The sequence below is a fragment of the Ketogulonicigenium vulgare WSH-001 genome (genome assembly GCF_000223375.1).
Lineage (GTDB): Bacteria > Pseudomonadota > Alphaproteobacteria > Rhodobacterales > Rhodobacteraceae > Ketogulonicigenium > Ketogulonicigenium vulgare.
This window is the reverse complement of sequence record NC_017384.1, coordinates 1,824,551-1,848,541: the sequence shown is the minus strand read 5'-3', so window position 1 is coordinate 1,848,541 and position 23,991 is coordinate 1,824,551. Positions and strand designations below refer to the sequence as shown.

Annotated in this window: 26 protein-coding genes and 2 pseudogenes; 15 read left to right on the top strand and 13 right to left on the bottom strand. The window is 63.6% G+C overall.

The annotated features are described in order from the left end of the window. The first annotated feature begins 414 nt into the window (after positions 1-414). Entirely contained in the window at positions 415-1,593 is a 1,179-nt protein-coding gene (locus KVU_RS09130; RefSeq protein ID WP_044008201.1) for an aspartate aminotransferase family protein, read from the top strand. Continuing rightward, a complete protein-coding gene (argF, locus tag KVU_RS09125) occupies positions 1,593-2,519 on the top strand; it encodes an ornithine carbamoyltransferase (protein WP_013384936.1) in 927 nt (308 codons plus the stop codon). Before KVU_RS09130 ends, argF begins: the two co-directional genes overlap by 1 nt. 49 nt (positions 2,520-2,568) lie before the next feature. Here the strand turns inward: argF and KVU_RS09120 are convergent, their stop codons facing one another. The 3 genes and pseudogenes from KVU_RS09120 to hrpB all read right to left on the bottom strand — a co-directional run bounded on the left by KVU_RS09120 (position 2,569) and on the right by hrpB (position 6,342). Next, positions 2,569-3,222: an exopolysaccharide biosynthesis protein gene (locus KVU_RS09120; protein ID WP_013384935.1), complete on the bottom strand. Its 654-nt coding sequence runs from the start codon at positions 3,220-3,222 to the stop codon at positions 2,569-2,571. Between the two features lie 83 nt (positions 3,223-3,305). Continuing rightward, positions 3,306-3,845: an NUDIX hydrolase gene (locus tag KVU_RS09115; protein WP_013384934.1), complete on the bottom strand. Its 540-nt coding sequence runs from the start codon at positions 3,843-3,845 to the stop codon at positions 3,306-3,308. A 102-nt stretch (positions 3,846-3,947) separates the two neighbouring features. Continuing rightward, a pseudogene (gene hrpB / locus KVU_RS09110) lies at positions 3,948-6,342 on the bottom strand (ATP-dependent helicase HrpB). A 61-nt stretch (positions 6,343-6,403) separates the two neighbouring features. Here hrpB and KVU_RS09105 point away from each other — a divergent pair. After that, positions 6,404-7,252 carry an alpha/beta fold hydrolase gene (locus KVU_RS09105; RefSeq protein ID WP_013384932.1) on the top strand — a complete coding sequence of 283 codons (849 nt, stop codon included), beginning with the start codon at positions 6,404-6,406 and terminating at the stop codon, positions 7,250-7,252. Positions 7,253-7,390: 138 nt separating this feature from the next. Then, positions 7,391-7,687 carry a 50S ribosomal protein L28 gene (gene rpmB / locus KVU_RS09100; protein ID WP_013384931.1) on the top strand — a complete coding sequence of 99 codons (297 nt, stop codon included), beginning with the start codon at positions 7,391-7,393 and terminating at the stop codon, positions 7,685-7,687. Between the two features lie 55 nt (positions 7,688-7,742). On the opposite strand, the gene KVU_RS09095 is transcribed toward rpmB, so the two are convergent. The 4 genes from KVU_RS09095 to KVU_RS09080 all read right to left on the bottom strand — a co-directional run bounded on the left by KVU_RS09095 (position 7,743) and on the right by KVU_RS09080 (position 11,219). After that, complete coding sequence (locus KVU_RS09095) at positions 7,743-8,120, bottom strand: glyoxalase superfamily protein (protein ID WP_013384930.1); 378 nt, start codon at positions 8,118-8,120, stop codon at positions 7,743-7,745. 23 nt (positions 8,121-8,143) lie between these two features. Then, the gene (locus tag KVU_RS09090) at positions 8,144-8,458 is read right to left on the bottom strand and encodes a hypothetical protein (RefSeq protein WP_013384929.1); all 315 of its coding nucleotides are present in this window, start codon (positions 8,456-8,458) and stop codon (positions 8,144-8,146) included. 94 nt (positions 8,459-8,552) lie between these two features. After that, positions 8,553-10,352, bottom strand: a complete 1,800-nt coding sequence (gene lepA, locus KVU_RS09085; RefSeq protein WP_044008071.1) for a translation elongation factor 4 — start codon at positions 10,350-10,352, stop codon at positions 8,553-8,555. Between the two features lie 72 nt (positions 10,353-10,424). Further along, a complete protein-coding gene (locus tag KVU_RS09080) occupies positions 10,425-11,219 on the bottom strand; it encodes an alpha/beta fold hydrolase (protein WP_013384927.1) in 795 nt (264 codons plus the stop codon). A 77-nt stretch (positions 11,220-11,296) separates the two neighbouring features. On the opposite strand from KVU_RS09080, the gene KVU_RS09075 reads away from it, so the two are divergent. Beyond that, positions 11,297-11,662 (top strand): hypothetical protein, encoded by a 366-nt coding sequence (locus KVU_RS09075; RefSeq protein ID WP_013384926.1) that lies wholly within the window; start codon positions 11,297-11,299, stop codon positions 11,660-11,662. Positions 11,663-11,739: 77 nt separating this feature from the next. Here KVU_RS09075 and glyA read toward each other — a convergent pair whose 3' ends face one another. Further along, positions 11,740-13,026, bottom strand: coding sequence for a serine hydroxymethyltransferase (gene glyA, locus KVU_RS09070; protein WP_013384925.1), 1,287 nt, complete (start codon positions 13,024-13,026; stop codon positions 11,740-11,742). A 159-nt stretch (positions 13,027-13,185) separates the two neighbouring features. On the opposite strand from glyA, the gene KVU_RS09065 reads away from it, so the two are divergent. From KVU_RS09065 to KVU_RS09030, 8 genes and pseudogenes are all read left to right on the top strand, one after another. Continuing rightward, positions 13,186-13,950 (top strand): NAD kinase, encoded by a 765-nt coding sequence (locus KVU_RS09065; protein WP_013384923.1) that lies wholly within the window; start codon positions 13,186-13,188, stop codon positions 13,948-13,950. A gap of 127 nt (positions 13,951-14,077) precedes the next feature. Then, positions 14,078-14,380, top strand: a complete 303-nt coding sequence (locus KVU_RS09060) for a hypothetical protein (RefSeq protein ID WP_013384922.1) — start codon at positions 14,078-14,080, stop codon at positions 14,378-14,380. Positions 14,381-14,452: 72 nt separating this feature from the next. Further along, on the top strand, positions 14,453-14,845 hold the full coding sequence (locus tag KVU_RS09055; protein WP_013384921.1) for a cytidine deaminase: 393 nt from the start codon (positions 14,453-14,455) through the stop codon (positions 14,843-14,845). A 3-nt stretch (positions 14,846-14,848) separates the two neighbouring features. Continuing rightward, a pseudogene (locus KVU_RS09050) lies at positions 14,849-16,112 on the top strand (thymidine phosphorylase). Then, positions 16,112-17,287 (top strand): phosphopentomutase, encoded by a 1,176-nt coding sequence (locus KVU_RS09045; RefSeq protein WP_013384919.1) that lies wholly within the window; start codon positions 16,112-16,114, stop codon positions 17,285-17,287. Before KVU_RS09050 ends, KVU_RS09045 begins: the two are co-directional and overlap by 1 nt. Continuing rightward, entirely contained in the window at positions 17,284-18,282 is a 999-nt protein-coding gene (locus KVU_RS09040; protein WP_014537919.1) for an adenosine deaminase, read from the top strand. Before KVU_RS09045 ends, KVU_RS09040 begins: the two co-directional genes overlap by 4 nt. Then, positions 18,279-18,923 carry a uracil phosphoribosyltransferase gene (gene upp / locus KVU_RS09035; RefSeq protein ID WP_013384917.1) on the top strand — a complete coding sequence of 215 codons (645 nt, stop codon included), beginning with the start codon at positions 18,279-18,281 and terminating at the stop codon, positions 18,921-18,923. Before KVU_RS09040 ends, upp begins: the two co-directional genes overlap by 4 nt. Positions 18,924-18,925: 2 nt before the next feature. Further along, positions 18,926-19,411 (top strand): SPOR domain-containing protein, encoded by a 486-nt coding sequence (locus KVU_RS09030; RefSeq protein WP_013384916.1) that lies wholly within the window; start codon positions 18,926-18,928, stop codon positions 19,409-19,411. Between the two features lie 30 nt (positions 19,412-19,441). Here the strand turns inward: KVU_RS09030 and KVU_RS09025 are convergent, their stop codons facing one another. From KVU_RS09025 to KVU_RS09015, 3 genes are all read right to left on the bottom strand, one after another. Next, positions 19,442-20,356 (bottom strand): M48 family metalloprotease, encoded by a 915-nt coding sequence (locus KVU_RS09025; protein ID WP_013384915.1) that lies wholly within the window; start codon positions 20,354-20,356, stop codon positions 19,442-19,444. A gap of 111 nt (positions 20,357-20,467) precedes the next feature. Further along, positions 20,468-20,869, bottom strand: a complete 402-nt coding sequence (locus KVU_RS09020) for a MerR family transcriptional regulator (RefSeq protein WP_014537918.1) — start codon at positions 20,867-20,869, stop codon at positions 20,468-20,470. Positions 20,870-21,073: 204 nt separating this feature from the next. Further along, a complete protein-coding gene (locus KVU_RS09015) occupies positions 21,074-21,451 on the bottom strand; it encodes a MerR family transcriptional regulator (protein ID WP_013384913.1) in 378 nt (125 codons plus the stop codon). Positions 21,452-21,593: 142 nt separating this feature from the next. Here KVU_RS09015 and KVU_RS09010 point away from each other — a divergent pair, with 142 nt between their 5' ends. Both KVU_RS09010 and KVU_RS09005 read left to right on the top strand, forming a co-directional pair. Next, complete coding sequence (locus KVU_RS09010; protein ID WP_013384912.1) at positions 21,594-22,043, top strand: PaaI family thioesterase; 450 nt, start codon at positions 21,594-21,596, stop codon at positions 22,041-22,043. Further along, on the top strand, positions 22,040-22,474 hold the full coding sequence (locus tag KVU_RS09005) for a PaaI family thioesterase (RefSeq protein ID WP_013384911.1): 435 nt from the start codon (positions 22,040-22,042) through the stop codon (positions 22,472-22,474). The genes KVU_RS09010 and KVU_RS09005 overlap by 4 nt, the downstream gene beginning before the upstream one ends. A gap of 10 nt (positions 22,475-22,484) precedes the next feature. Here KVU_RS09005 and KVU_RS09000 read toward each other — a convergent pair whose 3' ends face one another. Both KVU_RS09000 and KVU_RS08995 read right to left on the bottom strand, forming a co-directional pair. Then, the gene (locus tag KVU_RS09000) at positions 22,485-23,537 is read right to left on the bottom strand and encodes a quinone-dependent dihydroorotate dehydrogenase (RefSeq protein ID WP_013384910.1); all 1,053 of its coding nucleotides are present in this window, start codon (positions 23,535-23,537) and stop codon (positions 22,485-22,487) included. After that, entirely contained in the window at positions 23,537-23,866 is a 330-nt protein-coding gene (locus KVU_RS08995) for a DUF952 domain-containing protein (RefSeq protein ID WP_014537917.1), read from the bottom strand. The genes KVU_RS09000 and KVU_RS08995 overlap by 1 nt, the downstream gene beginning before the upstream one ends. Positions 23,867-23,991 lie beyond the last annotated feature (125 nt).

Sequence of the window (23,991 nt, the reverse complement as noted above, 5' to 3'; positions counted from 1 at the left end):
TCCGGCAAGGGCCACCCGAGGGGCGACATTGAATAACCAAAACCCCGCCCAGAGGGCGCCAGGCCCGCATGGGGCAAGCAAGGCTGGGGCTGCGGTGCAACTAGATACTACTTGCAGGTGGTGAAGTGCAACCCTTTGAGGCGCGAAATCCCGTTGCATCAGCGCGCGGCGCAAGCTATGGCAGCGCCATGACCTATGCATATGTGATCCTTTTCACTCTGCCGCGACGCCGACGCTGATTTTCAGTATCGGCCGGTGACGCATGCCGGTCAGCCCCCGCTGGCCATGGTCAGCATTTCCCCCCGCTTATAATCTGGCCCTTGGTGTCGCTTTGACAGGCTAATCGTGCGTTCGGGCGTTGACACCCCGATGGCACTGCGGCACCAAAAGGCCTTGATCCATAGGAATACCGTGATGATCTCGCCTATTTTGCCGACATATAACCGCGCCCCTTTGACCTTCGAACGCGGCGAAGGATCCTGGTTGATCACGACGGATGGTGACCGCTATCTTGATTTCGCGGCGGGGATCGCGGTGAATGTGCTGGGGCACGCAAACCCCGTTCTGGTCGAGGCGCTGACGGCGCAGGCCAATAAAATGTGGCATGTCTCGAACCTCTATCACATCGCCGAGCAAGAGGCTTTGGCCGAGCGGTTGGTCGAGCATAGCTTTGCCGACACATGCTTTTTCACCAATTCGGGTACTGAGGCTGCGGAATTGGCCGTCAAGATGGTGCGCAAGTTCTGGACGACCGAGGGCCAGCCCGAGCGGTTCCGCATCCTGACATTCGAAGGCTCGTTCCACGGACGGTCGTCGGCGGCAATCGCGGCGGCAGGATCGGAAAAGATGGTCAAGGGCTTTGGCCCGCTGCTGCCGGGCTTTACGCAGTTGCCTTGGGGCGATGTCGCGGCGATCCGCGAACATATTTTCGCGGATGATATCGCCGCCGTGATGTTCGAGCCGGTGCTGGGCGAGGGCGGTATTCGTCCCGTGCCCGACGCCGATCTGAAGGCGATCCGCGCGCTGTGCGATGAGGCAGGCGTGCTGCTGGTGCTGGACGAGGTGCAATGCGGGATCGGCCGGACCGGCAAGCTGTTTGCCTATGAATGGGCGGGGATTTCGCCCGATATCATGATGGTCGGCAAGGGCATTGGCGGTGGTTTCCCGCTGGGCGCGCTGCTGGCCACGGAAAACGCGGCCAAGGGGATGACGGCAGGCTCGCACGGGTCGACCTATGGCGGCAACCCGCTGGCCTGCGCGGTCGGCAATGCGGTGATGGATGTGGTTGCAACGCCGAAATTCCTGGGCGAGGTGAACCGCAAGGCGGGCCTTCTGCGGCAGGGCCTCGAGGCGCTGGTCGCCTCGCATCCCGATGTATTCGAGGAAGTGCGCGGCGCGGGTCTGATGATGGGGCTGAAATGCAAGCCGCCGGCGGGCGAGCTGGTCAACGCCGGCTATGCCGCCAATGTGCTGACCGTGGGCGCCGCCGATAATGTCGTGCGTCTGCTGCCTGCGCTGAACATCCCCGATGCGGATATTGCCGAGGGGCTGCAGCGTCTGGATGCGGCGGCAACGGCGCTGGGAGGCAAATGATGCAGCATTTCCTGGACATCAACACCACCCCCGCCGATCAGCTGCGCGGTATGATCGACAAGGCGCTTGCGATGAAGCAGGCGCGTGCTGGCCTGCCCAAGGGGGCGGGTGATGCCGATCAGCCGCTGGCCGATCGCATGGTCGCGCTGATCTTTGAAAAGCCCTCGACCCGCACCCGTGTCTCGTTCGATGTGGGCGTGCGCCAGATGGGTGGGCAGACGATGGTGCTGTCGGGCGCCGACATGCAACTGGGCCATGGCGAGACCATCGCCGATACCGCCCGCGTGCTGTCGCGTTATGTCGATATGATCATGATCCGCACATTCGAGGAGGCGACCCTGCTTGAGATGGCGGAATATGCCACCGTGCCAGTGATCAACGGGCTGACGAACCGCACCCATCCGTGCCAGATCATGGCCGATATCCTGACCTATGAGGAACATCGCGGCCCGATCACCGGCAAAAAGGTGGTCTGGTCGGGCGACGGGAACAATGTGTTCCATTCCTTTGTCCATGCGGCGCAAAAGTTCAATTTCGACCTGACGTTCACCGGGCCGCAGCCCCTTGATCCCGAAGCCGGAATCGTCGCCGAGGCGCGCGCGGCTGGCGCGAATATCGTGATCGAGCGTGATCCGATGAAGGCGGTCGAGGGCGCGGATCTGGTTGTGACCGATACATGGGTGTCGATGCATGATCCGGCCTCGGCCAAAGAGCGCCGCCATAACCAGCTACGCGGCTATCAGGTGAATGACACGCTGATGGCGCGGGCGAAATCGGATGCGCTGTTCATGCACTGCCTGCCCGCCCACCGCGAGGATGAGGTGACATCGAGCGTGATGGACGGCCCGCATTCGGTGATCTTTGATGAGGCCGAAAATCGCCTGCATGCGCAAAAGGCGGTCATGCGCTGGTGCCTCGGGGTATAACGGAAAAGGCCGGGCGATTGCCCGGCCCTTTTTTATAGGTGGGCTGTCTTTACAGGCCGAAGGTGCGGGTAATGACGAAAACGGCGGCGCGGAACATCGCATAGACGACGCCGCTGACCACGATCATCGAGATGATCCCCGTGATGATACCGCCCAAGATCCAAAGCCCGTCGCGTTCTAGCACTCCCAATGCGATAATCGCGATGGCGAGGGCGGGCAGCATATTCCCCAGCGGGATCGGCAGCGCGAGGGTGATCGCCAGTACCAGACAGATGCCGCCGATGACCCGCTCCATCTTGCCGTTGAGCAAGAATTGCAGGCGGGGCGAGGTCAGACGTTCGGCCTTTTCCAGCCAAGGGTTCATACGCATGACCAGCGCGACGAAATCCTTGCGCGCCAGCGAGCGGTCGGCGATCACTTTGGGCAGCCAGGGGTTATGTCCCAGCATCATCTGCAAGGTCAGATAGACCAGCGGCACGCCAAGGATCGCCGAGGTGCCGGGCGGTGTCGGAATAACGTTGGGCAGCGCGAACAGCAGCATCAGCGCGCCAAAGGCCCGCCCGTCCATCGCCTCAAGCAACATGCGGATCGAAATCCGTTCATCCGTGCCGTTCATGGCAATACCGCGCAGCACGGCGGTCAGGCCATGGCGCGGCGGCGGGTTCATCGGATCGGGAGGGGTCTGCGAGGCGCTGGCGGTCATATAGGGTGCTCTTGTTGCGGGCCGAAGGGCTAATGTGGCGCGCCTGCGCGCCCATGTCGAGACATCCCACAGCTTTGTGACGCTTAGGTGGCCGCGAATGCGATCAGCAAATCGCGCAGCCCGTCCTCATCCACCAGCGCGGCGGCCTCTGCTGCGCTGAACCATTGGCGCTGGCGGCGGTCGGCCTCGGGGTAATCGTCCAGCAGTTTGCGCACGCGCAGGGCATAGACCTGCACCGCGCCCAGAACCTCGTCGCCGCCCAGGGTGCGTTTCGTACCCATGTAATGGCCGATCGAGCGCGGCTGCGCCTTTGCCTTTTTCACCCCGGCTTCTTCCCAGGCCTCGGCAAGGGCGGCGTCAATCGGGGATTTGCCGGGCAAGGCCCAGCCTTTTGGGATGATCCAGCGGCCAGAAGTGGCGGAAACCAGCAGAACCTGAGGCCCGGCGGGCGTGGGTTGCCAGCATAATGCGCCGATCTGATGATAAAGCGGGTCGGCATGCGCCGCCAGCTTGCCCCAGCCCTTTGTTGTCGTCTTGACCCCGCGCAGCGTTACAAGGCGTTGCTCCAGCTGCTCTTTACGCTGTGCGATGGGGCCTTTGGGCGGCGGCATTTGGACGGCCATGGGTCGAGGTATTCCTTTCACTGTCCTGCCAGACTGCAATCTATCACAGGCGTGTCAACCGATGATGACAGTTTTAAGTGCTGCGCGGTTCTGCGCGCAGGTTTAAGTGCCGCGCGGTTTGGCACGCAGGGTCGGATCGGCGGCGCGGGGGTCTTCGGGCCAGGGGTGGCGGGGATAGCGGCCGCGCATGTCTTTGCGCACATCGGCATAGGAATTCGTCCAAAAACCCGGCAAATCCGTCGTTACCTGCACCGGTTTGCCACCGGGAGACAATAGGGTGATACGCAGGGGCTTCACGCCGATCATCGGATGGCGCGTCGTGCCGAACATTTCTTGCAGGCGGATCTCGATACTGGGGAAATCGCCTGCATAATCTATAGGCACTTTGCGGCCCAAGGGTGTTTCGAATTGCGCGGGTGCGGCTTGATCAAGGCGCTGCATCTGGCCCCAATCAAGGCGGCCACGCAGCGCATTTAACATATCAAAGCGCCGCCAATCCGCCGCCGTGCGCAGGCCGCTCAGATGGGGCAGCAACCACGCCTCCGCCTCGGCCAGCAGGGTGTCATCATCCATGGCAGGCAGGTCTGGCAATAGCTGGACGCGGGCGCGCAAGCGCTGGGCGGCATCCGACCAGTTCAAGCCAAGGTCGCGCACCCCCGCCAGCATGGGCGCGGGCGATGGCATCGGGCGGGGCGTCCGGCCATGCGCGGTCCGACAGGGCAATCGCGCCCAGCATCTCGCGCTGGCGGGCCAGCACGCGGCCCTCGCGCGGGGACCATTCCGTGATCCTGTGCAGTGTGATCTGATCCGCCAGCAGGTCGCGGATCTCGCTTTCGGTGATACTGAGGGCGGCGCGGATGCGGGCCTCGCGCGGGTTGCCATCGGTGTCGGTAATGACCAGCAGCGGCTGGCTGGCAAGCGCGTCGTCATCGGCCATAACCGCGCCCTTGCCGCCCGACAGCAGATAGCGCGGCTGATCGCCCGCGCGGCGTTGCGCGATGCGGTCGGGATAGGCGAGGGCGGCCATCTGTGCGTGCGACAGGTCGGCCTGCGGCCCCGCAAGCGCGGCAAGGCGCTTTGCCTCGGTCCGGATGCGCGCGATGACGGCGGGATCGGCGCGCGGATCACCGCGTTGAATGGCAGCAAGACGGGGCAACAGATCACTGCCCGCGCCGCGCATCGGGTCACGCTCGGCCATCAGCGCCGCAAGGGGGGCGCTGGCGGGGCCTGCGCGCAGCAGCATATGGCCAAGGCGGGGATGCAGGGGCAGGGCGGCCAGTTGGCGGCCATGGGCGGTCATCGCGCGGCCATCCAGCGCGCCAAGACCCTGCAGCAGGGCGCGGGCCTCGGCCAAGGTGCCCTCGGGTGGCGGGGTCAGGAAGGGCAGGCGGTCATCGCCCCAGAGCGCAAGCTCCAGCGCAAGGCCGGTCAGATCGGCGCTTTCGATCTCGGGCGGGGGGAAGGGCAGCAGGGCGCCATCCTCGCCGCGCGTCCACAGGCGATAGGCGCGGCCGGGGGCGGTGCGGCCCGCACGGCCCGCGCGCTGGACCGCCTCGGCGCGGGTGACGCGTTCGGTGACCAGCCGTGCCATGCCGCTGCCGGGGTCGAACCGCGCCCGCCGCGCCCGCCCGCCATCGACGACGACGGTAATGCCGGGGATGGTCAGCGAGGTTTCAGCGATGGATGTCGCCAGCACCACGCGGCGGCGCGCCGCATCAGGGGTCAGCGCGGCGCGCTGGGCGGCAAAGGGCATATTGCCGAACAGGGGCCGGATCGCGAAGCCGTCACCAAGACGGGCAAGCTGGGATTCCAGACGGCGAATCTCGGCCTCGCCGGGCAGAAAGACAAGGATATCGCCAGTGGTCTCGGCCGCCGCCCGCGCGATCAGATCGGCGAGGGCATTTTCCAGCCGCGCCTTTGGTGCAAGGGGGCGATCAAGATAGATATGATCCACCGGAAAGCTGCGCCCCTCGGCGGTTAGGATCGGGGCATCCTCCAGCAAGGCGGCGACGGGCGCAGCGTCCAAAGTGGCGGACATGACGATCAGCAGCAGATCGGGGCGCAAGGCGGCGCGGACCTCTTGCACCAGCGCAAGGCCGAGGTCAGCTTGCAGCGAGCGCTCGTGAAATTCGTCAAAGATCACCGCACCGATGCCCGCCAGTTCTGGGTCGGTCTGGATCATGCGGGTCAGGATGCCTTCGGTCACCACCTCGATCCGGGTGGCGGCGCTGGTGCGGCTCTCGCCGCGCATCCGATAGCCAACGGTTTGGCCGACGGATTCCCCCAAGGTTTCGGCCATACGTTCGGCTGCGGCGCGGGTGGCAAGGCGGCGCGGCTCTAGCATGATGATGCGGCCCGCGGATAGATTTGCCTCCAGCAGGGCAAGGGGCACGCGTGTCGTTTTGCCTGCGCCCGGGGGCGCTTGCAGCACGGCGCGGCCCGCAGCCTTTAGCGCGGCGATCAGGTCGGGCAGCAGGGGATCAATCGGCAATTGCATGGCGTCTTATCGGTGCTTGCGCCGGGTTTGACCAGAGGCGGGCTTCGTGGGAAAGGGGCGTATGAAAACCGCGCTCAAGGGAAAATTGCAGCTATTGCCAGAGACCGTCTTTGACGGAGCGCATCTGCATGCGACGCATTTTGCGGGGGCGGCGGGGCCGAACGGACAGCAGCTGATGGTGGTCTTTGATTACCGCAAAGAGGGGCGCGCGGGTTTTTCCGCCGCGACCCATTCCAGCAGCTATGCGCGCCAAGGCTATGGGCAATTGTCGATCCGCACGGCGCAGAATGACTGGTATCTGAACGGCGATACGGCGGCGCTAGAGGCGGCTTTGCCCGCCATCGCGGCGCGCTATACGCGGGTGCATCTGCTGGGCTATTCCATGGGCGGCTTTGGCGCGCTGCGCTTTGCACGGGCGCTGGGGGCAAAGCGGGCGGTGGTGATCTCGCCGCAATTCTCGCTCGATCCCGGGGTGGCGCCGTTCGAGGGGCGTTATCCGCCCCTCGCCGTCACCGATGATCTGGGGCGGCACGGGACAGCGGATTTGCAGGGCATGATTCTGTTCGATCCCTTTGTCCCCGAGGATCGCGCGCATGCCGCGCTGATCGGGCGGGCGTTCCCCGGCCTTTCGCGGCTGCTGCTGCCCTTTGGCGGGCATCCGGCGATCCGGACATTGCGCGCGACGCGGGCGCAATGGTGGGTGCAGCGGGCGGCGGCATTGGGATGGGATGATGCGCCCTCGATCCGGGGGGCGCATCGCGATGCGCGGCGCCTGTCGCAGGGCTATTGGCTGCGGCTGGCGGCACAGGCGGCGCGCCTTGGGCATAGTGCGCTGGGCGATGTTGCGCGCGCGCGGGCGGCCGCGCTTTTGCCGGTCGCAGGTGACGCTGAAGGCGGGGAATCGACTTGACCTTGGCGGGGATTCCCCTTAACTGCCCGGAAGCTAATTTGGTAGCGCGACCCTCTATGGGCCTGCTATCGTTATGAACCGTTGTGCCAATCTCGTCGCATCAAGCGTCGTATGGCCTTGATACGAAGGACTAATACCATGTCGCGCCGTTGCGAATTGACCGGAAAAGGCCCGATGGTGGGCAACAATGTAAGCCACGCAAACAACAAGACCAAGCGTCGTTTCTTGCCGAATCTGCAAGATGTCACGCTGCAGTCGGATGTGCTGGGCCGTTCGTTCACGCTGCGCGTGTCGGCTGCTGGCCTGCGTTCGGTGGATCACCGCGGCGGTCTGGACGCCTATCTGGCCCGCGCCAAAGACGTTGAGCTGTCGGACAACGCGCTGAAGCTGAAAAAAGAAATCGCCAAGGCAACCGCTGCTGTCGTAGCTGCCTAAGCGACCTTTCGGTTGAATTGAAAACCCGGTCTGCAGCGATGCAGACCGGGTTTTTTTATGGCTGCTCACAAAAGCGGATGCGGTTGCCGAAGGGGTCATGCACCTCAACCGTCAGGCCCCAGGGGGCCTGTTCCAGACCGGGGCGGTTATAGCGATAGCGCTTGTCCGTCAGCTCGGTATGAAAGGCGCGGATGTTCTGCATTTTGACAAAGATCGTCGTGCCGGGGCTGGCATCGCCGTGATGTTCGCTGAGATGCAGGGTAAGCCCCGCGCGCATGATGCCCATGTAAAGGGGCGCGCTCGCGTGAAAGCGGTGTTCGAACGTGACGCCAAAGCCTAGAAAATCCAAGTAGAACTCACGGGCCTTATCGACGTCGAACATGCGCAGGATCGGGCTGCAATCGGTAAAGCGCGGTGCGGTATCGGCGTCCAAGATATCCCCCCGGGATGGGCCGCTTAGCCGCAGCGGCTGGCGGCGGTGTTGGTAAAGGCGCGGTAGCGCGTCCAGAAGTCACGATCGCGCTGGCTGCTGGATGTGCGCATCGCCTGTGCGCGGTCAGGCTCGCCAAAGAAGTCGGCGGCGCGGCGCTGCTCGCTGCCAGACAGGGTCTGGTCGGCGACGTTCTGCACGCAGGAACACAGCTGGTAATTCGCGGCGGACCGGCCGCCTGTCATGCAGGCCTCGGATATCGCGCCGCGCGGGCCGCAGGCTGTCAGGCCAAGGGCGAGTATCGCGGCCAGGCCCCATGTTGTGACGGTTTTCTTTTGCATGGCCTGCCCCCATTCGCCAATTTTTCCGCCATTATGACGCAAAAGGGGCAGTCCGACAACGGCTGCCCCTTCTCACATGAATGCGAGGATGCGATTAGCTGTCCATCTTCAGGGCCGAGATAAAGGCCTCTTGCGGGATGTCCACCTTGCCGAACTGGCGCATCTTCTTTTTGCCGGCTTTTTGCTTGTCCAGCAGCTTACGCTTGCGCGTCGCATCGCCGCCGTAACATTTCGCCGTCACGTCCTTGCGCATGGCGGACAGGGTCTCGCGTGCGATGACCTTGCTGCCGATGGCGGCCTGGATCGGGATCTTGAACATATGGCGCGGGATCAGCTCTTTCAGCTTTTCGACCATGGCGCGGCCACGCATATCGGCGCGGTCGCGGTGCACCATCATCGAGAGCGCATCGACAGGCTCTTCGTTCACCAGAATCGACATTTTGACCAGGCTGTCTTCTTGGTAGCCCGACAATTGATAGTCAAAGCTGGCATAGCCCTTGGTCACCGATTTCAGGCGGTCGTAGAAATCGAACACGACCTCGTTCAGCGGCAGATCGTAAACGACCATGGCGCGGTTGCCCGCATAGGACAGATCCAGCTGTACGCCGCGGCGATCTTGGCACAGCTTCAGGATATCGCCGAGGTAGTCATCGGGCACCATGATGGTCGCCTTGATGCGCGGCTCTTCGATATGATCGACCAGCGTCAGGTCGGGCATATCGGCGGGGTTGTGCAGATCCATCTGCGTCCCGTCCCGCATAAAGAGGTGGTAAACCACCGAAGGCGCAGTCGTGATCAGGTCGATATTATATTCGCGCTCTAGCCGGTCGCGGATAACTTCAAGGTGCAGAAGCCCCAAGAAGCCGCAGCGGAAGCCAAAGCCAAGCGCGGCCGAGGTTTCCATCTCGTAGCTGAAGGAGGCGTCGTTCAGCGCCAGCTTTTCGATCGCGTCGCGCAGATCTTCGAATTCGGCCGAATCGACCGGGAACAGACCGCAGAACACCACAGGCTGCGCGGGCTTAAAGCCGGGCAGGGCGGCGGTCGTGCCCTTTTTCTCGTGGGTGATCGTGTCGCCGACGCGGGTGTCGCGCACCTGTTTGATGCTGGCGGTGAACACGCCGATCTCGCCCGGGCCAAGCTGGGCAATATCGGTCATTTGCGGTTTCAGCACCGCCAGACGGTCGACGCCGTAGACGGCGTTCGTTGCCATCATGCGGATGCGGTCGCCCTTTTTGATCGTGCCATCCATGACGCGGATCAGCACGACAACGCCAAGGTAGCTGTCATACCAGCTATCGACCAGCATTGCCTTCAGCGGCGCATTCGGGTCACCCTTGGGCGCGGGCAGGCGGTGGACGATGGCCTCTAGCACCTCGTGGATGCCGACGCCGGTTTTGGCAGAGACAAGGATCGCATCGGACGAATCGATGCCGATCACATCCTCGACCTGCGCGGCAACGCGGGCGGGTTCGGATGCGGGCAGGTCGATCTTGTTAAAGACAGGCACGATTTCGTGGTTCGCGTCCAGTGCCTGATAGACGTTGGCCAATGTCTGCGCCTCGACCCCTTGGGTCGAATCGACGACCAGCAGCGATCCTTCGACCGCGCGCATCGAACGGCTGACCTCATAGGCGAAGTCGACGTGTCCGGGGGTGTCGATCAGGTTCAGAACATAGTTCTCGCCGTTATCCGCCTTGTAATCAATGCGGACGGTGTTGGCCTTGATCGTGATGCCGCGCTCGCGCTCGATATCCATCGAGTCGAGCAGCTGCTCTTTCATGTCGCGTCCGGCAACTGTTCCAGTTTCCTGAATCAGGCGGTCAGCAAGCGTGGATTTGCCGTGGTCGATATGGGCCACGATGGAAAAATTGCGGATGTGATCAAGCTCGGTCATGGCGCTGCTATGGGGGCGAATTTGCATTCCGTCAAGCGGCGTGCGCGCCCGCATGCGCCTTTTATCGCTGGATCAGGCCATTGCAGGGGCGGGCTGCATCGCCGGTTCGAAATCCTTGCACAGAAAGGCCGAAACAGCGTTGAAAAACTCGGTCGGTTTTTCGGCCTGCAACCAGTGCCCGGCGCCCGGCAATTTCGCGAAATGCGGGCGGGTGAACATGGCGCGGATCGTATCGCGATGTTCGGGCAAGACGTAATCAGACAGCGCGCCGCGCAAGAACAGCGTGTGGCCGCCATAGGTCAGCCCCGTTTGCGGAAAGCCCGAGATGGTGCGGACCTCGCGTCCCAGCGTCTCGAGGTTTAACTTCCAGCGCTTGTGCGGCAGATCGAGGCTTTGCAGCAAAAGGCCCGTCGTATCGCTATCCATCCCCAGCGCGGCTGCCGCCTCTGCCCGGGTGCTGACGGCGTCCAGATCAACGGCCTGCATGGCGTTGATGCTGGCAATATGGCTGTGGCCGTAAGTCACGGGCGCGATATCGGCGACGACCAGACGGTCGACCAGTTCAGGACGGGTCAGGGCCAGCATCATCGCGGCTTTGCCGCCCATCGAATGGCCGATGACATCTGCGCGCGAGCCCAGCTTATCCTCGATCACCTGCGCCAGATCCTGCGCCATGGCGAAATAATTATGGTCGGGATACCATGGGCTGCTGCCGTGGTTGCGCATGTCGACGGCGATCACCTGGCGCCCCTCGGCGGCCAGACGCCGGGCAATCACGCCCCAGTTGCGCCCCGAGCCGAACAGCCCGTGTGCGATCAAAATGGGGCGGCGTGTCCCCGGTTCGCCATGTGTGATCGTGTTCAACATGCAGCACTCTTAACGCATTGCGCGAAGGTCGCGCCAGAGACGTTGAGCGCGCCGCGCACCATTGGTAAAGCACCTTTATGAATCAGGATCACTTGCACAATCAGACCGAAGAGATCCGGCAGCTCTTGCGTGAAAAGCACGGGCTGCGGGGGTCAAGCTTGCAGCGGCAGCTGGAACGCGGCGGACGGCTATTGCCGCGCGCCGTGCGCAGTGAGGCATGGTATTTGGCACAGATCGACGAGCTGTCCAAAAATCCCAAGCTGTTGAAAATGGTTGACTTTGAACATGCTGATCGCGCCGCAAGCGTGGTGCGCAGCCATCTGGAATCCATCAATCCGCTGGATCGTTTATGGGGCCGGATGCTGAGCTTTTTTGCCACGATGGCGCTGGCGGTCTTGGTGCTGACGGGGCTGTTCGTCCTGTGGCACCTGACGCGCGGGTAAACCATCACCCATGAATAAGGGTGCTGCCCGCGACAATCGGCAGCACCCTTTGTGATCACATTAACCGGTGGTTGTGATCACAGGTTCGGATAGATCGGGAATCGTTGGCACAGGGCCTCGACCTCGGCCTTGACGCGCGATTCGATTTCGCCGTTCCCTTCGTCGCCATTTGCAGCCAGTCCATCGACCACCGCGACGATCCAACGGGCGATCTGGCGGAACTCGTCTTCCTTAAAGCCGCGCGTGGTGCCGGCGGGGGTGCCAAGGCGGATGCCGCTGGTGACAAAGGGCTTTTCGGGGTCAAACGGCACGCCGTTCTTGTTGGTGGTGATATGGGCGCGGCCCAAAGCCGCCTCGGCCGCCTTGCCGGTCACGGATTTCGGGCGCAGATCGGCCAGCATCAGGTGGTTGTCGGTGCCGCCCGAGACGATGTCGATACCGCCTTTTTGCAGCTCATCGGCCATGGCCTTGGCGTTCTTGACCACTTGCGCGGCATAGTCCTTGAACGAGGGCTCTAGCGCCTCGCCAAAGGCCACGGCCTTGGCAGCGATCACATGCATCAGGGGCCCGCCTTGCAGGCCGGGGAAGACCGCCGAGTTGATCTTTTTGGCGATCGCCTCGTCATTGGTCATGATCATGCCGCCGCGCGGGCCGCGCAGGGATTTATGCGTGGTGGTGGTGACAACATGCGCATGCGGCACCGGCGAGGGGTGCTGACCGCCTGCGACCAGACCCGCGATATGGGCCATGTCGACCATCAGATAGGCGCCAACCTCATCCGCGATGGCGCGGAAGGCGGCCCAGTCCCAAACGCGGCTATAGGCGGTGCCGCCTGCAACGATCAGCTTGGGCTTATGCTCCAGCGCCTTGGCGCGGATATCGTCCATATCCAGGTATTGGTCCTGCTGACGCACGCCATAGCTGACCACGTTGAACCATTTGCCCGACATGTTCACCGGCGAGCCATGCGTCAGGTGACCGCCCGAATTCAGGTCGAGGCCCATGAACGTATCGCCCGGCTGCAGCAGCGCGAGGAATACGGCCTGGTTCATCTGCGAGCCCGAATTGGGCTGCACGTTCACATAGCCGACATCGAACAGTTGCTTGGCGCGATCAATCGCCAGCGTCTCGACGATATCGACATATTGGCAGCCGCCGTAATAGCGCTTGCCGGGATAGCCTTCGGCATATTTGTTGGTCAGGATCGTGCCCTGGGCCTGGATCACGGCCAGCGAGGCGATGTTTTCCGAGGCGATCAGCTCGATCTCGTCGCGCTGGCGACCAAGCTCAAGGGTGATTGCATCAAAGACGGCGCTGTCGCGCTGGGCGAGGTCTTGGGTGAAGAACGCGGTGGTGTCGGTCATCGGGGCCAATCCTTATGTCGGCGGGGCGTGCGATGGCCGCGTCTTACCGCAAAGGCAGCGGCGAATTGAAGGGAAAATCGGTGCGGGCAGGGGGCGGATGCTTGCCTTTTAACGCCTGCGGCCCCAGAAAATGGGCGAACTGCCGTGAAAGGCCCGTCGATGTCCCAGCCTTTGCTTCATTTCGCGGCAAGCCGCGCCCCCCTTGCGCAAGAGGCGCTGGCCGAGCTGACCGCGCTTTACGGGCAGGCCCCGCTGGATCAGGCCGAGGCGATCGTGGCGCTGGGCGGTGATGGGTTCATGCTGTCCACTCTGCATGCTCCGCGCCCCGATGGACTGCCGGTTTACGGCATGAACCGCGGTACCGTCGGCTTTTTGATGAATGATTACCGCCCCGATGACCTGCATGCCCGCATCCGCGCCGCCGAGGTCGAGGTGATCAACCCCCTGCATATGCGCGCGACTGACACCAGCGGCACTGTGCGCGAGGCGCTGGCGATCAACGAAGTCTCCCTGCTGCGCACCGGTGCGCAGGCGGCAAAGCTGCGGGTTTTCGTCGACGGACGCCTGCGCATGCCCGAGCTGGTCTGTGATGGCGCGCTGGTCAGCACGCCCGCAGGATCGACCGCCTATAATTACTCGGCCATGGGTCCGATCCTGCCGATTGGCTCTGAGGTTCTGGCCCTGACGGCGATTGCGCCCTATCGCCCTCGGCGGTGGCGCGGCGCGGTGCTGCCGCGCGCCGCTGTCATTCGGATCGAGGTGAATGACCCCGCGATGCGCCCCGTCATGGCGAATGCTGATTCGCAGCCTTTTGCCGATATTGCGGTGGTCGAAGTGCGGTCCGAGCCTGCGGTATCCCATCGGATTCTGTTCGATCCGGGTCACGGGTTGGAAGAACGCCTCATTTCTGAGCAATTCGCCTGAGCCAGCGGTGCTGATCCGCCTGCAAATGGCCGGTTGCGATATGAACCCTAGGTCATAACGACAAGTTCATATGCGCGCCACAAAACCTGTGCTGAACTGATCTGGTTCAACAGGAAAGGGCTGCGTCATGCGCGGGGTTTTGGGGTTTGTCACGACATATATTGCACCTGCAGTTCTGCTGCTTGCGGTGGGTGTTGGGACAAGCTGGCTTATGACCCAAAGTGCGGGCGTTGCCGCGCCGGTCCTGCCCGATGCGGGGCTGGCGGTTGTGGTGGATGGCTGCCTTGGCGCACCTGCGCGCGCGCCCTTGCCCGCAAGCGGCGATAACGGCGGCGAGTTCATGGCGTTGTCGGCCAAGGATATCGCCCGCGCCCTGGATCAATGCGGCGGTGTCAGCGGTGCTTTGCCGTGGGATCTGGGCGCGCTTTAGGTCAAGTCCAAAGATATCTTGAAACATGGGGCTCAGGGCCTCAATCTAACCCTATGAAAGATGGGGGATCTGATGTCTTTGGTCGATGATGCGCGGGCGATCCGCGAAAAGGCCTATGCGCCCTATTCGAATTTCAAGGTCGGCGCCGCGATCCGTGCGACATCCGGCAAGGTCTATGTCGGCGTGAATGTCGAGAATGTCGCCTATCCCGAAGGCACCTGTGCCGAGGCGGGCGCCATTGCCGCCATGATCGCGGGCGGCGACACCCGCATTGCCGAGGTTGCGGTGATTGCCGACAGCCCGGCGCCGGTGCCGTGTTGCGGTGGTTGCCGTCAAAAGCTGGCGGAATTTGGCGATGCGGATGTGCCGGTGACGCTGGCGACAGTTGCGGGCCAAAGCCTTGCCACTACCATCGGGCAGATCCTGCCGGGGGTTTTTAATATCTCGCATATGCAAAAGGCCTGAGTGTTGGACGCGCGCGGGTTGATCGTCGCGCTGCGCGACGGGCAAGGGGCTTCGCCCGATGCGATCCGCGCCTTTGCGCGCGGGCTGGCGGATGGCACGGTATCCGATGCGCAGGCGGGAGCCTTTGCGATGGCGGTGCTGCTGCGCGGGCTCGGCGATGCGGGCCGCGTCGCGCTGACTGCGGGGATGCGCGATTCGGGCGATGTGCTGCGCTGGGATCTGGACCGGCCGGTGCTGGACAAGCACTCGACCGGGGGCCTCGGCGATTGCGTCTCGCTGATCTTGGCGCCCGCGCTGGCGGCGGCGGGTGTTGCGGTGCCGATGATTTCGGGGCGCGGCCTTGGCCATTCGGGCGGCACGCTGGACAAGCTTGAGGCGATCCCCGGCCTGTCCGTCGCAGGAGATGAGGCGCGTCTGCGCCAGCTGATCCGCGATGTCGGCTGCGCGATTGTCGGCGCATCGGGGCGTATCGCGCCTGCGGACAAGCGCCTTTATGCGATCCGTGATGTGTCGGGGACGGTGGAAAGTCTGGATCTGATCACCGCTTCGATCCTGTCCAAGAAACTGGCGGCGGGGTTGCAGGGGCTGGTGCTGGACGTCAAGGTCGGATCGGGCGCGTTCATGCGCGATCTGGCGCAGGCCAAGGCACTGGCGCGCGCGCTGGTGGAGACAGCGAACGGGGCGGGCTGCCCGACATCCGCGCTGATCACCGATATGAACGAGCCTTTGGCCCCCCGCGATGGGCAATGCGCTGGAGGTCCGGGCCGCGCTGGATGTGTTGCAAGGCACGGGCGGGCGTTTGCGCGATGTGACGCTGGCGTTGGCGCAGCGGCTGGGCGTGGATGTCACCGCGGCGCTGGACACGGGCCGCGCGCTAGAGGTGTTCGCGCAGATGATCGCGGCGCAGGGCGGCCCTGCGAACTTCGTCCCGCGCGTGGATCACTACCTGCCCAAGGCCGCCGTGATCCGCGATTTGCCTGCGCCGCGCGCGGGCTATCTGGGGGGGTGGGCCGGGGTCGATCTGGGCCTTGCGGTGGTGAATATGGGCGGCGGGCGGCGGGTCGAGGGCGATGTCATCGACCCCGCCGTCGGGCTGTCGGATATCTTGCCGATCGGGACGCCGTTGGCCGCGGGGCAGGCGGTGCTGCGCATCCATGCGCGGGATGAGGCGTCCTGTGACATCACGGCGCGCGCCGTGCTGGCGGCGATGCAGATCACCGATGCGCCCCCTGCGGCGCGCCCGCTGATCTTGGCCGAGGTGCTCTGATGCCGCGCGCCTTCCTTTTGGTGATGGATAGCGCCGGCATTGGCGGCGCGCCTGACGCGGGCCAGTTCTTTAACGGCGCCGTGCCCGATACCGGCGCGAATACGATTGGGCATATTGCGCAGACGCGCGGCCTGCAGGTGCCAGTGATGGCCAGCCTCGGCCTTGGCGCGGCGATCAAGGCGGCATCGGGGCTGCTGGTCGATCTGCCGCCGCCAACGCTAGGCGCCTATGGCGCGGCGACGGAAATCTCGCCCGGCAAGGACACGCCCTCTGGTCACTGGGAAATGGCGGGGGTGCCGGTGCCGTGGTCTTGGACCTATTTCCCCGATATCGTGCCTGCCTTCCCGGGTGCCGTCACGGCGCGGATTTGCGAGCTGGCGGGCACGGCGGGGATTTTGGGCAATTGTCATGCCTCGGGCACGCAAGTGATTGACGATCTGGCAGAGGAACATATCCGCACCGGCTGGCCGATTTGTTACACCTCAGCCGATAGCGTGTTGCAGATCGCCGCGCATGAGGCGCATTTCGGGCGCGCGCGTCTGATTGATATCTGTGCCGCGCTGGCCCCGATGCTGCATGCGATGCGGGTGGGGCGGGTGATCGCGCGGCCGTTCATCGGTGACGCGGCGCAGGGCTGGCAGCGCACGCCCTATCGCCGCGATTTCGCCATCGCGCCGCCCGCGCCGACGATCCTCGATCGCGCGAAAGACGCGGGTCACCCCGTTCATGCGATTGGCAAGATCGGGGATATCTTCTCGATGCGGGGGATTGATGACTGCGCCAAGGGGCGGGATGCCGATCTGATGCAGGCGCTGCAGGCGCGCGTTGCGGATGCAGCGGACGGCGCGCTGGTTTTCGCGAATTTCGTCGAATTCGACACGGATTATGGCCACCGCCGCGATGTCGAGGGTTATGCCCGCCATCTGGAATGGTTCGACGCCGCGCTTGGCCGTGTCATTGCGGCGCTGCGCCCGGATGACCTGCTGATCGTCACCGCCGATCACGGCAACGATCCCACATGGGTCGGGTCGGATCACACGCGCGAACGGGTGCCGGTGCTGGTCCATGGCGCGGGGGTGCGGGACTTGGGGCCTCTGGCGTTTGTTGATATGGCCGCGTCAATCGCGGCGCATCTTGGCCTGCCGCCTAACGGTATCGGAAGGAGTTTTCTGTGACCGCATCCTTGGAATTTCGCGATCTGCCCAAGATCGAACTGCACCTGCACCTCGAGGGCGCGGCCCCGCCCGCCTTTATCCGCGGTCTCGCGCGCGAGAAAAGCGTCGATATCGGCGGGATCTTTGACGAGAATGGCAATTACACCTATCGCGACTTTGACCATTTCCTAAAGGTCTATGACGCGGCTTGCACCACCTTGCAGGGGCCCGAGGATTTCCACCGCCTGACGCTGGCGGTGCTGGAAGAAAGCGCCAGTCACGGCGTGATCTATACCGAAAGCTTCCTCTCGCCCGATTTTTGCGGCGGTGGCGATTTGGCGGCGTGGCGCGACTATCTGGCCGCGATCGAGGCGGCTGCCGCCGAGGCCGAGACGAGGTTCGGCATCACCATGCGCGGGATTATCACCGCCATCCGCCATCTGGGGCCGGACCAGTCCCGCAATACCGCCCGCGTCGCGGCGGAAACAGCAGGCGATTTCATCACCGGGTTCGGCCTTGCCGGGGCCGAGCTGATGGGCCGCCCGGGCGATTACACCTATGCCTTTGACGCCGCGCGCGAGGCGGGCTTGGAGCTCACCGCCCATGCGGGCGAATGGGGCGGGCCGGATATGGTCGCTGACACGATCCGCGATCTGCGCGTGTCGCGCATCGGGCATGGCATCAACGCGATCCATGATCTGGCGCTGGTGGATGTGCTGGCCGAGACCGGCACCGTGCTAGAGGTCTGCCCCGGATCGAATGTTTTCCTGAACGCCGTCAAGGATTGGCCCAGCCATCCCATCGCGCGACTGCGCGACCGCGGGGTGAAGGTTACGGTCTCGACCGACGATCCGCCCTATTTTCTGACGACGATGAGCGATGAATATGCCAATCTGGCGCGGCATTTCGCCTTTGGCCCCGATGATTTTGCTGAATTGAACCGCACAGCGCTTGACGCCGCCTTCTGTGATGCGAAGACCAAGGAAAGACTTGCCGCACGATTGGAGAAAGCATGACCACCCCCACCCTTGCACCTGTTACCGTGGTCAACCACCCGCTGGTGCAGCACAAACTGACCCTGATGCGCGAGAAAGAGACCTCGACCGCATCCTTCCGCCGCCTGCTGCGCGAGATCAGCCTGCTGCTGGCCTATGAGATCACGCGCGAGTTGCCGATGACCCTGCGCCGGATCGAGACGCCGATCCAAGAGATGGATGCGCCGACGATCGACGGCAAAAAGCTGGCGCTGATCTCGATCCTGCGGGCCGGCAACGGGCTGATGGATGGTATTCTTGAGCTGATCCCCGCCGCGCGCGTGGGTTTCGTCGGCCTTTACCGCGACCCCGAGACGCTGCAGCCGGTGCAATATTACTATAAAGTGCCGCAGCAGCTGGAGGACCGCGTGACCATCGTGGTCGATCCGATGCTGGCGACCGGCAATTCAACCGCTGCGGCGATTGATTTGCTGAAAGCCTCGGGTGCGAAGGACATCCGCTTCCTGTGCCTGCTGGCCTCGCCCGAGGGGATCGCGCGTCTGCAAGAGGTGCATCCGGATGTCTCGATCGTCACGGCGGCGATCGACGAAAAGCTGGACGATCACGGCTATATCGTGCCCGGCCTTGGCGATGCGGGCGACCGCATGTTTGGCACCAAGTAACGATGGCGCGGCGGGCGATCCTTGCATTGCTGCTGACCCTGCCGCTGTCTGCGGCGGCCGAAGGCGCGCCGCCGCGTGATATGATCACCCCCGAGGGCTGCGTGCTGATGCGCGCAACCCTTGGGGCAGATGTGATCTGGGCCGAGGTGCTGGGTCCAGACGGTCAGCCGTGGTGCCCTGCGCCCACGATTGTCGCGCCGGTTGCCCCCGCTGCGACCCCCCGACGCCCGGCGGTTGTTCCGCCGCAAGTGCAGGCGCGGGCAGGGGATCGTTTCGTGCAGGTCGGCACCTTTGCCGCACCGGAAAACGCGACCCGCGCCGCCGCGCAATTGCGCGCGCAGGGTTGGCCGGTGGCATTTTCGGATATTACGGTGAACGGCGTGCCGATGCGCGGCGTGGCGGCTGGCCCCTTTGCGGGGCAATCGCAAGTGCAAGCGGCGCTAGAGACCGCGCGCCGGATCGGCTTTCCGGGGGCCATTCCGCAGTAACCTAGGCCGCAATCGCCTAGTTATTGGGGCCTAGTTATTACAGATACCCAAAAGCCCCACCCAATCATTATCATTCAGCACGTCGCCAGCGACGGGCGTGCTGCCTGCTGCGGTGACGGGCGGCAGGGACTGTTCCAACAGCTTATGCGCGTAGTTCACCATCGGGGCCTGCGGCAGATCGCCGGTGGTCAGCAGGCTGGCGGTGGCGGCAAAGCCTGCATCCTCGAGCAGCGGGCGCAGCGCATCGGCACTGGTGGGCGCTGTGGCTGTGGCGATGACCAGCGCGGCAAGTTCGGCCGGATCAGCGGCGCGGGTGATCGCCTGTTGCGACAATACGATTGTGCGTCCGGGCAGCACGGCAGGGGCAAAGGGCGGCCCCGGCAGCACGACGATCTGGCCGCGCCAATTGGGCCCCAGCGCATTGCGGCGCAGCTGATCGAGCGCGCGCACGCCAAAGGGGTCGCGGCAACTCGTGCCGGATTCGGCCTGCATATGACCCAAGATCGTGGCACCAATCTCGGCCCGTTTGGCCAGCGGCACCACGCTGAGCGTCTGGTTGCGCACCAGGATCGGCAAGAACACCATGACAGCGACGGCGAGGGTCACAAGGCTGCCCAGCACAAACAGCCGCAGCGGCAGGCGACGCTTTTGGGGTGCATCAAGGGCGGCCATGACCTTGGCCAATGCCTCGATCATCAGCGCGTCATCCAGCGTGAGTTGTTCATCGCCGGTCAGATCGGGGGAATAGCTGACGGTTGCGTCATCCGTGCGCGGCAATGCGCGAATCGCGGGCAAGGACCAATGTGTCAGCGGGCGGCCGCTGTCATCGCTGAGAACAAGGGTCGCATTGCCAAAGGACACAACAACGCTGCGCGCAGGCGCATCCAAGGCCGGGCGCCATAGTCCAAAGGATTCTAGCCGCGAGTACTGCTTCAGCGCCGTCATATACCTGCTCTTTTTCCGGCAGGATAATGCTTTGGGGCGGGCTTTGACAGGCAGAAGTTGCACTCTGCCGCAAAGACCCGCCCCATCGCGTGATTCATTGAAAATGAGGACTTAGGCCGCGTTCGCGGTGCTACGGGCGGCAATCTCGCCCTCGCCCCATGCGATCTCGCCGCGCAGCTCGGCGATGGCGGCGTCCAGCGTTGCGCGCTGGGCTTCCATCTCGGCCAGATGCACCAGCGCCAGTTCGCGCGCGCGGGTTAGTTGGGTCATTTGGTTGTCGTTCAGCGCATAGAGTTCCAGCAGCTGACGGATTTCTTCCAGGCTAAAGCCGAATTTCTTGCCCTTCAGGATCAGTTTCAGACGGGCGCGGTCGCTGCGGGTGAACAGCCGCTTGGTGCCTTGGCGGATCGGGAACAGCAGTTCCTTGGCCTCATAAAAGCGCAGCGTACGCGGGGTCACGTCGAAGGCTTCGCACATCTCGCGGATGGTCATCGTCTCGGTCATTGCAGTCATACCTTGCAAACGCGGGAGTGGGCCCGCGCGGGGGGTTAAACGTTTTCGCATAAAGCGGTGGGATGCACCGGCGGATCAGACCGCAGCGTTACCAATCAGGTCGCGGCGTTGTCCGGGCAGGCCGGTGCGATGAGGGGGGCGGATAGACTAAAACTTTTTTTGACACAACTGGTTCCAGCAGGGTCATCGCGGCTTTTTGCCACTTTAGGGTTTCAGCATGGTCTGCGAGCGGTTCCGAAGGGTGCGCAATTCACGAATCGTGCTCTCTAATTGCTTGCGGCGCTCCTCGAGTGCGGCAAGCTGGCTGTCGGCGGCCTCATACCATTTGCGCAGCTGTGCCTCGATCCCCTCTTGGTCGTACAGCAGCAGCCAGCGGCGGATATCCTCAAGGCTAAAGCCGAATTTGCGGCCGCGCATGATCAGTTTCATCCGCGCCTGTTCGCGCGCACCATAGAAACGGTTGCGGCCCTGCTTTTCGGGGGAAAGCAGCTCGATATATTCGTAATAGCGCAAAGTGCGCGGCGTGACGGCAAAGGCCGCACACATTTCTTTCAAATTCAGACGTTCAATGATGGCGTTCATGGCAAAACTTTGACGACGGGCTTATGGCGACGTAACGTAATAATTTCAGCGCCCCACGGCAAGAGTGCAGGGGCAGATCATTGGGTTGAACCTGCGCCCATGCTGGTTGATCTTGCGGTGAACACCAACCAAGGGGCAGGGGATGGCAGCAGCAGACGCCACGACAGATTTCATCGCAATGGCACAGAATTTTGTGACATCGCTGCCGCAGGCGGCGGCGCTGCAACTGCAGATCGAGGCGATTGGCCACGGCATGGCGCAGATGCGGCTGCCCTATGCGGCGCATTTGGCACGTGATGCGGCCAGCGGCGTGCTGCATAACGGGCCGATTGCGACGCTGATCGACACCTGCTGCGGTGTCGCAAGTTTTAGTGATCCGCGCATTGGCGGCGTGACAGCAACGCTGGATTTGCGGCTGGATTACCTCCGCGACGCGACGCCGGGCCAAGATATCACGGTCGAGGCGCGGGTGCTGCAAGTGACGCGTTCGGTCGCTTTTGTCGAGGCGCGGGCCTTTGATGCGGATAAATCGGTGCCTGTGACGACGGCCAAGGCGGTCTTTACCGCCGTCATGCGCGAGGGTGGTAAATGAGCCATTGGTTGGATGAGGCGCTTGTCGCCGTGCCCTATGCCCAATTCCTGGGTGTGCGTCTGATGTGGCAAGATGCAGCGCCCATCGGGCTGCTGCCTTATCGCGAAGAATTGATCGGCGTGCCGACGCCGCCTGCGCTGCATGGCGGGGTTTCACTGGCGTTTCTAGAGGTCACGGCGCTGGCGACATTGATGCAGGCAACCGCCGGTCAGATGGCCGAGACGACGGGCGCGCAGCCGTTGGAATGGCCGCGCACGATCGATCTGTCTGTGGATTATCTGCGTCCGGGGCTGCAACTGGACGCCTATGCCCGCGCGCGCATCACGCGGGCGGGGCGGCGTTATGCCACCCTATCGGTCGCCGCCTGGCAAGAGGACGAATCACGTCCCTTTGCGCAGGCGATCGGGCATTTCCTGATGCCCGAATCCTAACGCCCGAAGTTTAAAGCCATTCGGCGCGGCCGGTGCCCACGGCATCGGCCACATTGGCAAAGCCGTCGCGCGCCAGCAGCGCATCCAGATCGCGGGCAATATCCGCCACCATCGAGATGCCGCCGTAAACCAGCGCGGTGTAAAGCTGCACGGCGGATGCCCCCGCGCGGATCTTTGCATAGGCCTGCGCGCCTGTGGCGACGCCGCCGACGCCAATCAGCGGCAGATCGGTCATGGTGGACAGGCGGGCAAGCACGCGGGTCGATTTCTCGAACAGCGGCGCGCCCGAGAGGCCGCCTTTTTCCGCAGCATGGCGACTTTTCAGCCCCTCGCGCGACAGGGTGGTGTTGGTCGCGATGATTGCCGACAGGCCCACCTCGCCCGCCACGGTGGCGATATCGGCCAGTTCATCCTCGGTCAGGTCGGGGGCGATCTTCAGGAAGATCGGCAGCGGGCGGGCAAGGCCCGCATTCGCGGCCATCACGCCGTGCAGCAGCGCCGACAGTGCCGCACGCCCCTGCAGATCGCGCAGCTTTTCGGTGTTGGGCGAGGAAACATTCACCGTCGCGAAATCCAGATGCGCACCGCAATGAGTCAGCACGCGCGCAAAATCGCTGGCGCGGTCATCCGAATCCTTATTCGCACCAAGGTTCAACCCAATGACGGCGCCCGAGGGACGGTGGGCCAAGCGCTGGGCGGCGGCCTCCATCCCCTCGTTATTAAAACCGAAACGGTTGATGGCGGCGCTGTCCTCGGTCAGGCGGAACAGGCGGGGTTTGTCGTTGCCGGGTTGGGCGCGCGGGGTGATGGCGCCGACTTCCAAAAAGCCAAAGGCGCTTTGCGACAGGGGCGCAAGGGCGGTGGCGTTTTTATCCATGCCAGCGGCCAGCCCCAGCGGATTGGGCAGAGGCAAGCCTGCAACCGTGGTCGCCAGGCGCGGCGTGGTCACCGGCCCGCCTTTGGGGCCAAGGCCCAGTTGCAGCGCGACCAGTGCGGCGCGGTGGGCAAGTTCGGGGTCACATTGGCGCATCAGGCCAAGGCCAAGGGTCTCAAGGGCGCGCATTAAAGCTCCGGAAAAATATGGCCGTCATCGCCAAGGGGCAGGGGCTTGGCCCAGACCACCTCGGCCAGCGACAGGCTGCGGTAAAGATGGGGGAACAGCGTATCGCGCGCGGGTTCCCATTTCAGGGCCGCGCCGCAGGCGTCCACATCGACGGCCAGCAGCCATAGGCCGGTCTCATCCGTGAAATATTTCGCGGCCGTGGCGGCGACGGTCTCGGCGGTCGAGAAATGGATATAGCCGTCGGCCAGATCGACCGGCGCGCCAAGGGTTTCACCAGCAGCCTGCAAGGCCGCCCATTCGTCAGAGCGAAGAATTTTATAGATCAACATGATGCCTTTCCTGATGCGCGGGCGCGGCGCAGTGGTCAAGCCTTAAGCGTCGTAACCCTGTCACTTACGTTTTTTACCAGTTGTTCCAACCGCAGGCTTTGACAGTCCGCGTGTTCATACGCCAC

Bases quoted from the DNA above. Each gene is read 5' to 3' on its own strand.
- KVU_RS09130 (WP_044008201.1), top strand. From the start codon at position 415: ATGATCTCGCCTATTTTGCCGACATATAACCGCGCCCCTTTGACCTTC.
- argF (WP_013384936.1), top strand. From the start codon at position 1,593: ATGCAGCATTTCCTGGACATCAACACCACCCCCGCCGATCAGCTGCGC.
- KVU_RS09120 (WP_013384935.1), bottom strand. From the start codon at position 3,222: ATGACCGCCAGCGCCTCGCAGACCCCTCCCGATCCGATGAACCCGCCG.
- KVU_RS09115 (WP_013384934.1), bottom strand. From the start codon at position 3,845: ATGGCCGTCCAAATGCCGCCGCCCAAAGGCCCCATCGCACAGCGTAAA.
- KVU_RS09105 (WP_013384932.1), top strand. From the start codon at position 6,404: ATGAAAACCGCGCTCAAGGGAAAATTGCAGCTATTGCCAGAGACCGTC.
- rpmB (WP_013384931.1), top strand. From the start codon at position 7,391: ATGTCGCGCCGTTGCGAATTGACCGGAAAAGGCCCGATGGTGGGCAAC.
- KVU_RS09090 (WP_013384929.1), bottom strand. From the start codon at position 8,458: ATGCAAAAGAAAACCGTCACAACATGGGGCCTGGCCGCGATACTCGCC.
- lepA (WP_044008071.1), bottom strand. From the start codon at position 10,352: ATGACCGAGCTTGATCACATCCGCAATTTTTCCATCGTGGCCCATATC.
- KVU_RS09080 (WP_013384927.1), bottom strand. From the start codon at position 11,219: ATGTTGAACACGATCACACATGGCGAACCGGGGACACGCCGCCCCATT.
- KVU_RS09075 (WP_013384926.1), top strand. From the start codon at position 11,297: ATGAATCAGGATCACTTGCACAATCAGACCGAAGAGATCCGGCAGCTC.
- glyA (WP_013384925.1), bottom strand. From the start codon at position 13,026: ATGACCGACACCACCGCGTTCTTCACCCAAGACCTCGCCCAGCGCGAC.
- KVU_RS09065 (WP_013384923.1), top strand. From the start codon at position 13,186: ATGTCCCAGCCTTTGCTTCATTTCGCGGCAAGCCGCGCCCCCCTTGCG.
- KVU_RS09060 (WP_013384922.1), top strand. From the start codon at position 14,078: ATGCGCGGGGTTTTGGGGTTTGTCACGACATATATTGCACCTGCAGTT.
- KVU_RS09055 (WP_013384921.1), top strand. From the start codon at position 14,453: ATGTCTTTGGTCGATGATGCGCGGGCGATCCGCGAAAAGGCCTATGCG.
- KVU_RS09045 (WP_013384919.1), top strand. From the start codon at position 16,112: ATGCCGCGCGCCTTCCTTTTGGTGATGGATAGCGCCGGCATTGGCGGC.
- upp (WP_013384917.1), top strand. From the start codon at position 18,279: ATGACCACCCCCACCCTTGCACCTGTTACCGTGGTCAACCACCCGCTG.
- KVU_RS09030 (WP_013384916.1), top strand. From the start codon at position 18,926: ATGGCGCGGCGGGCGATCCTTGCATTGCTGCTGACCCTGCCGCTGTCT.
- KVU_RS09025 (WP_013384915.1), bottom strand. From the start codon at position 20,356: ATGACGGCGCTGAAGCAGTACTCGCGGCTAGAATCCTTTGGACTATGG.
- KVU_RS09020 (WP_014537918.1), bottom strand. From the start codon at position 20,869: ATGACTGCAATGACCGAGACGATGACCATCCGCGAGATGTGCGAAGCC.
- KVU_RS09015 (WP_013384913.1), bottom strand. From the start codon at position 21,451: ATGAACGCCATCATTGAACGTCTGAATTTGAAAGAAATGTGTGCGGCC.
- KVU_RS09010 (WP_013384912.1), top strand. From the start codon at position 21,594: ATGGCAGCAGCAGACGCCACGACAGATTTCATCGCAATGGCACAGAAT.
- KVU_RS09005 (WP_013384911.1), top strand. From the start codon at position 22,040: ATGAGCCATTGGTTGGATGAGGCGCTTGTCGCCGTGCCCTATGCCCAA.
- KVU_RS09000 (WP_013384910.1), bottom strand. From the start codon at position 23,537: ATGCGCGCCCTTGAGACCCTTGGCCTTGGCCTGATGCGCCAATGTGAC.
- KVU_RS08995 (WP_014537917.1), bottom strand. From the start codon at position 23,866: ATGTTGATCTATAAAATTCTTCGCTCTGACGAATGGGCGGCCTTGCAG.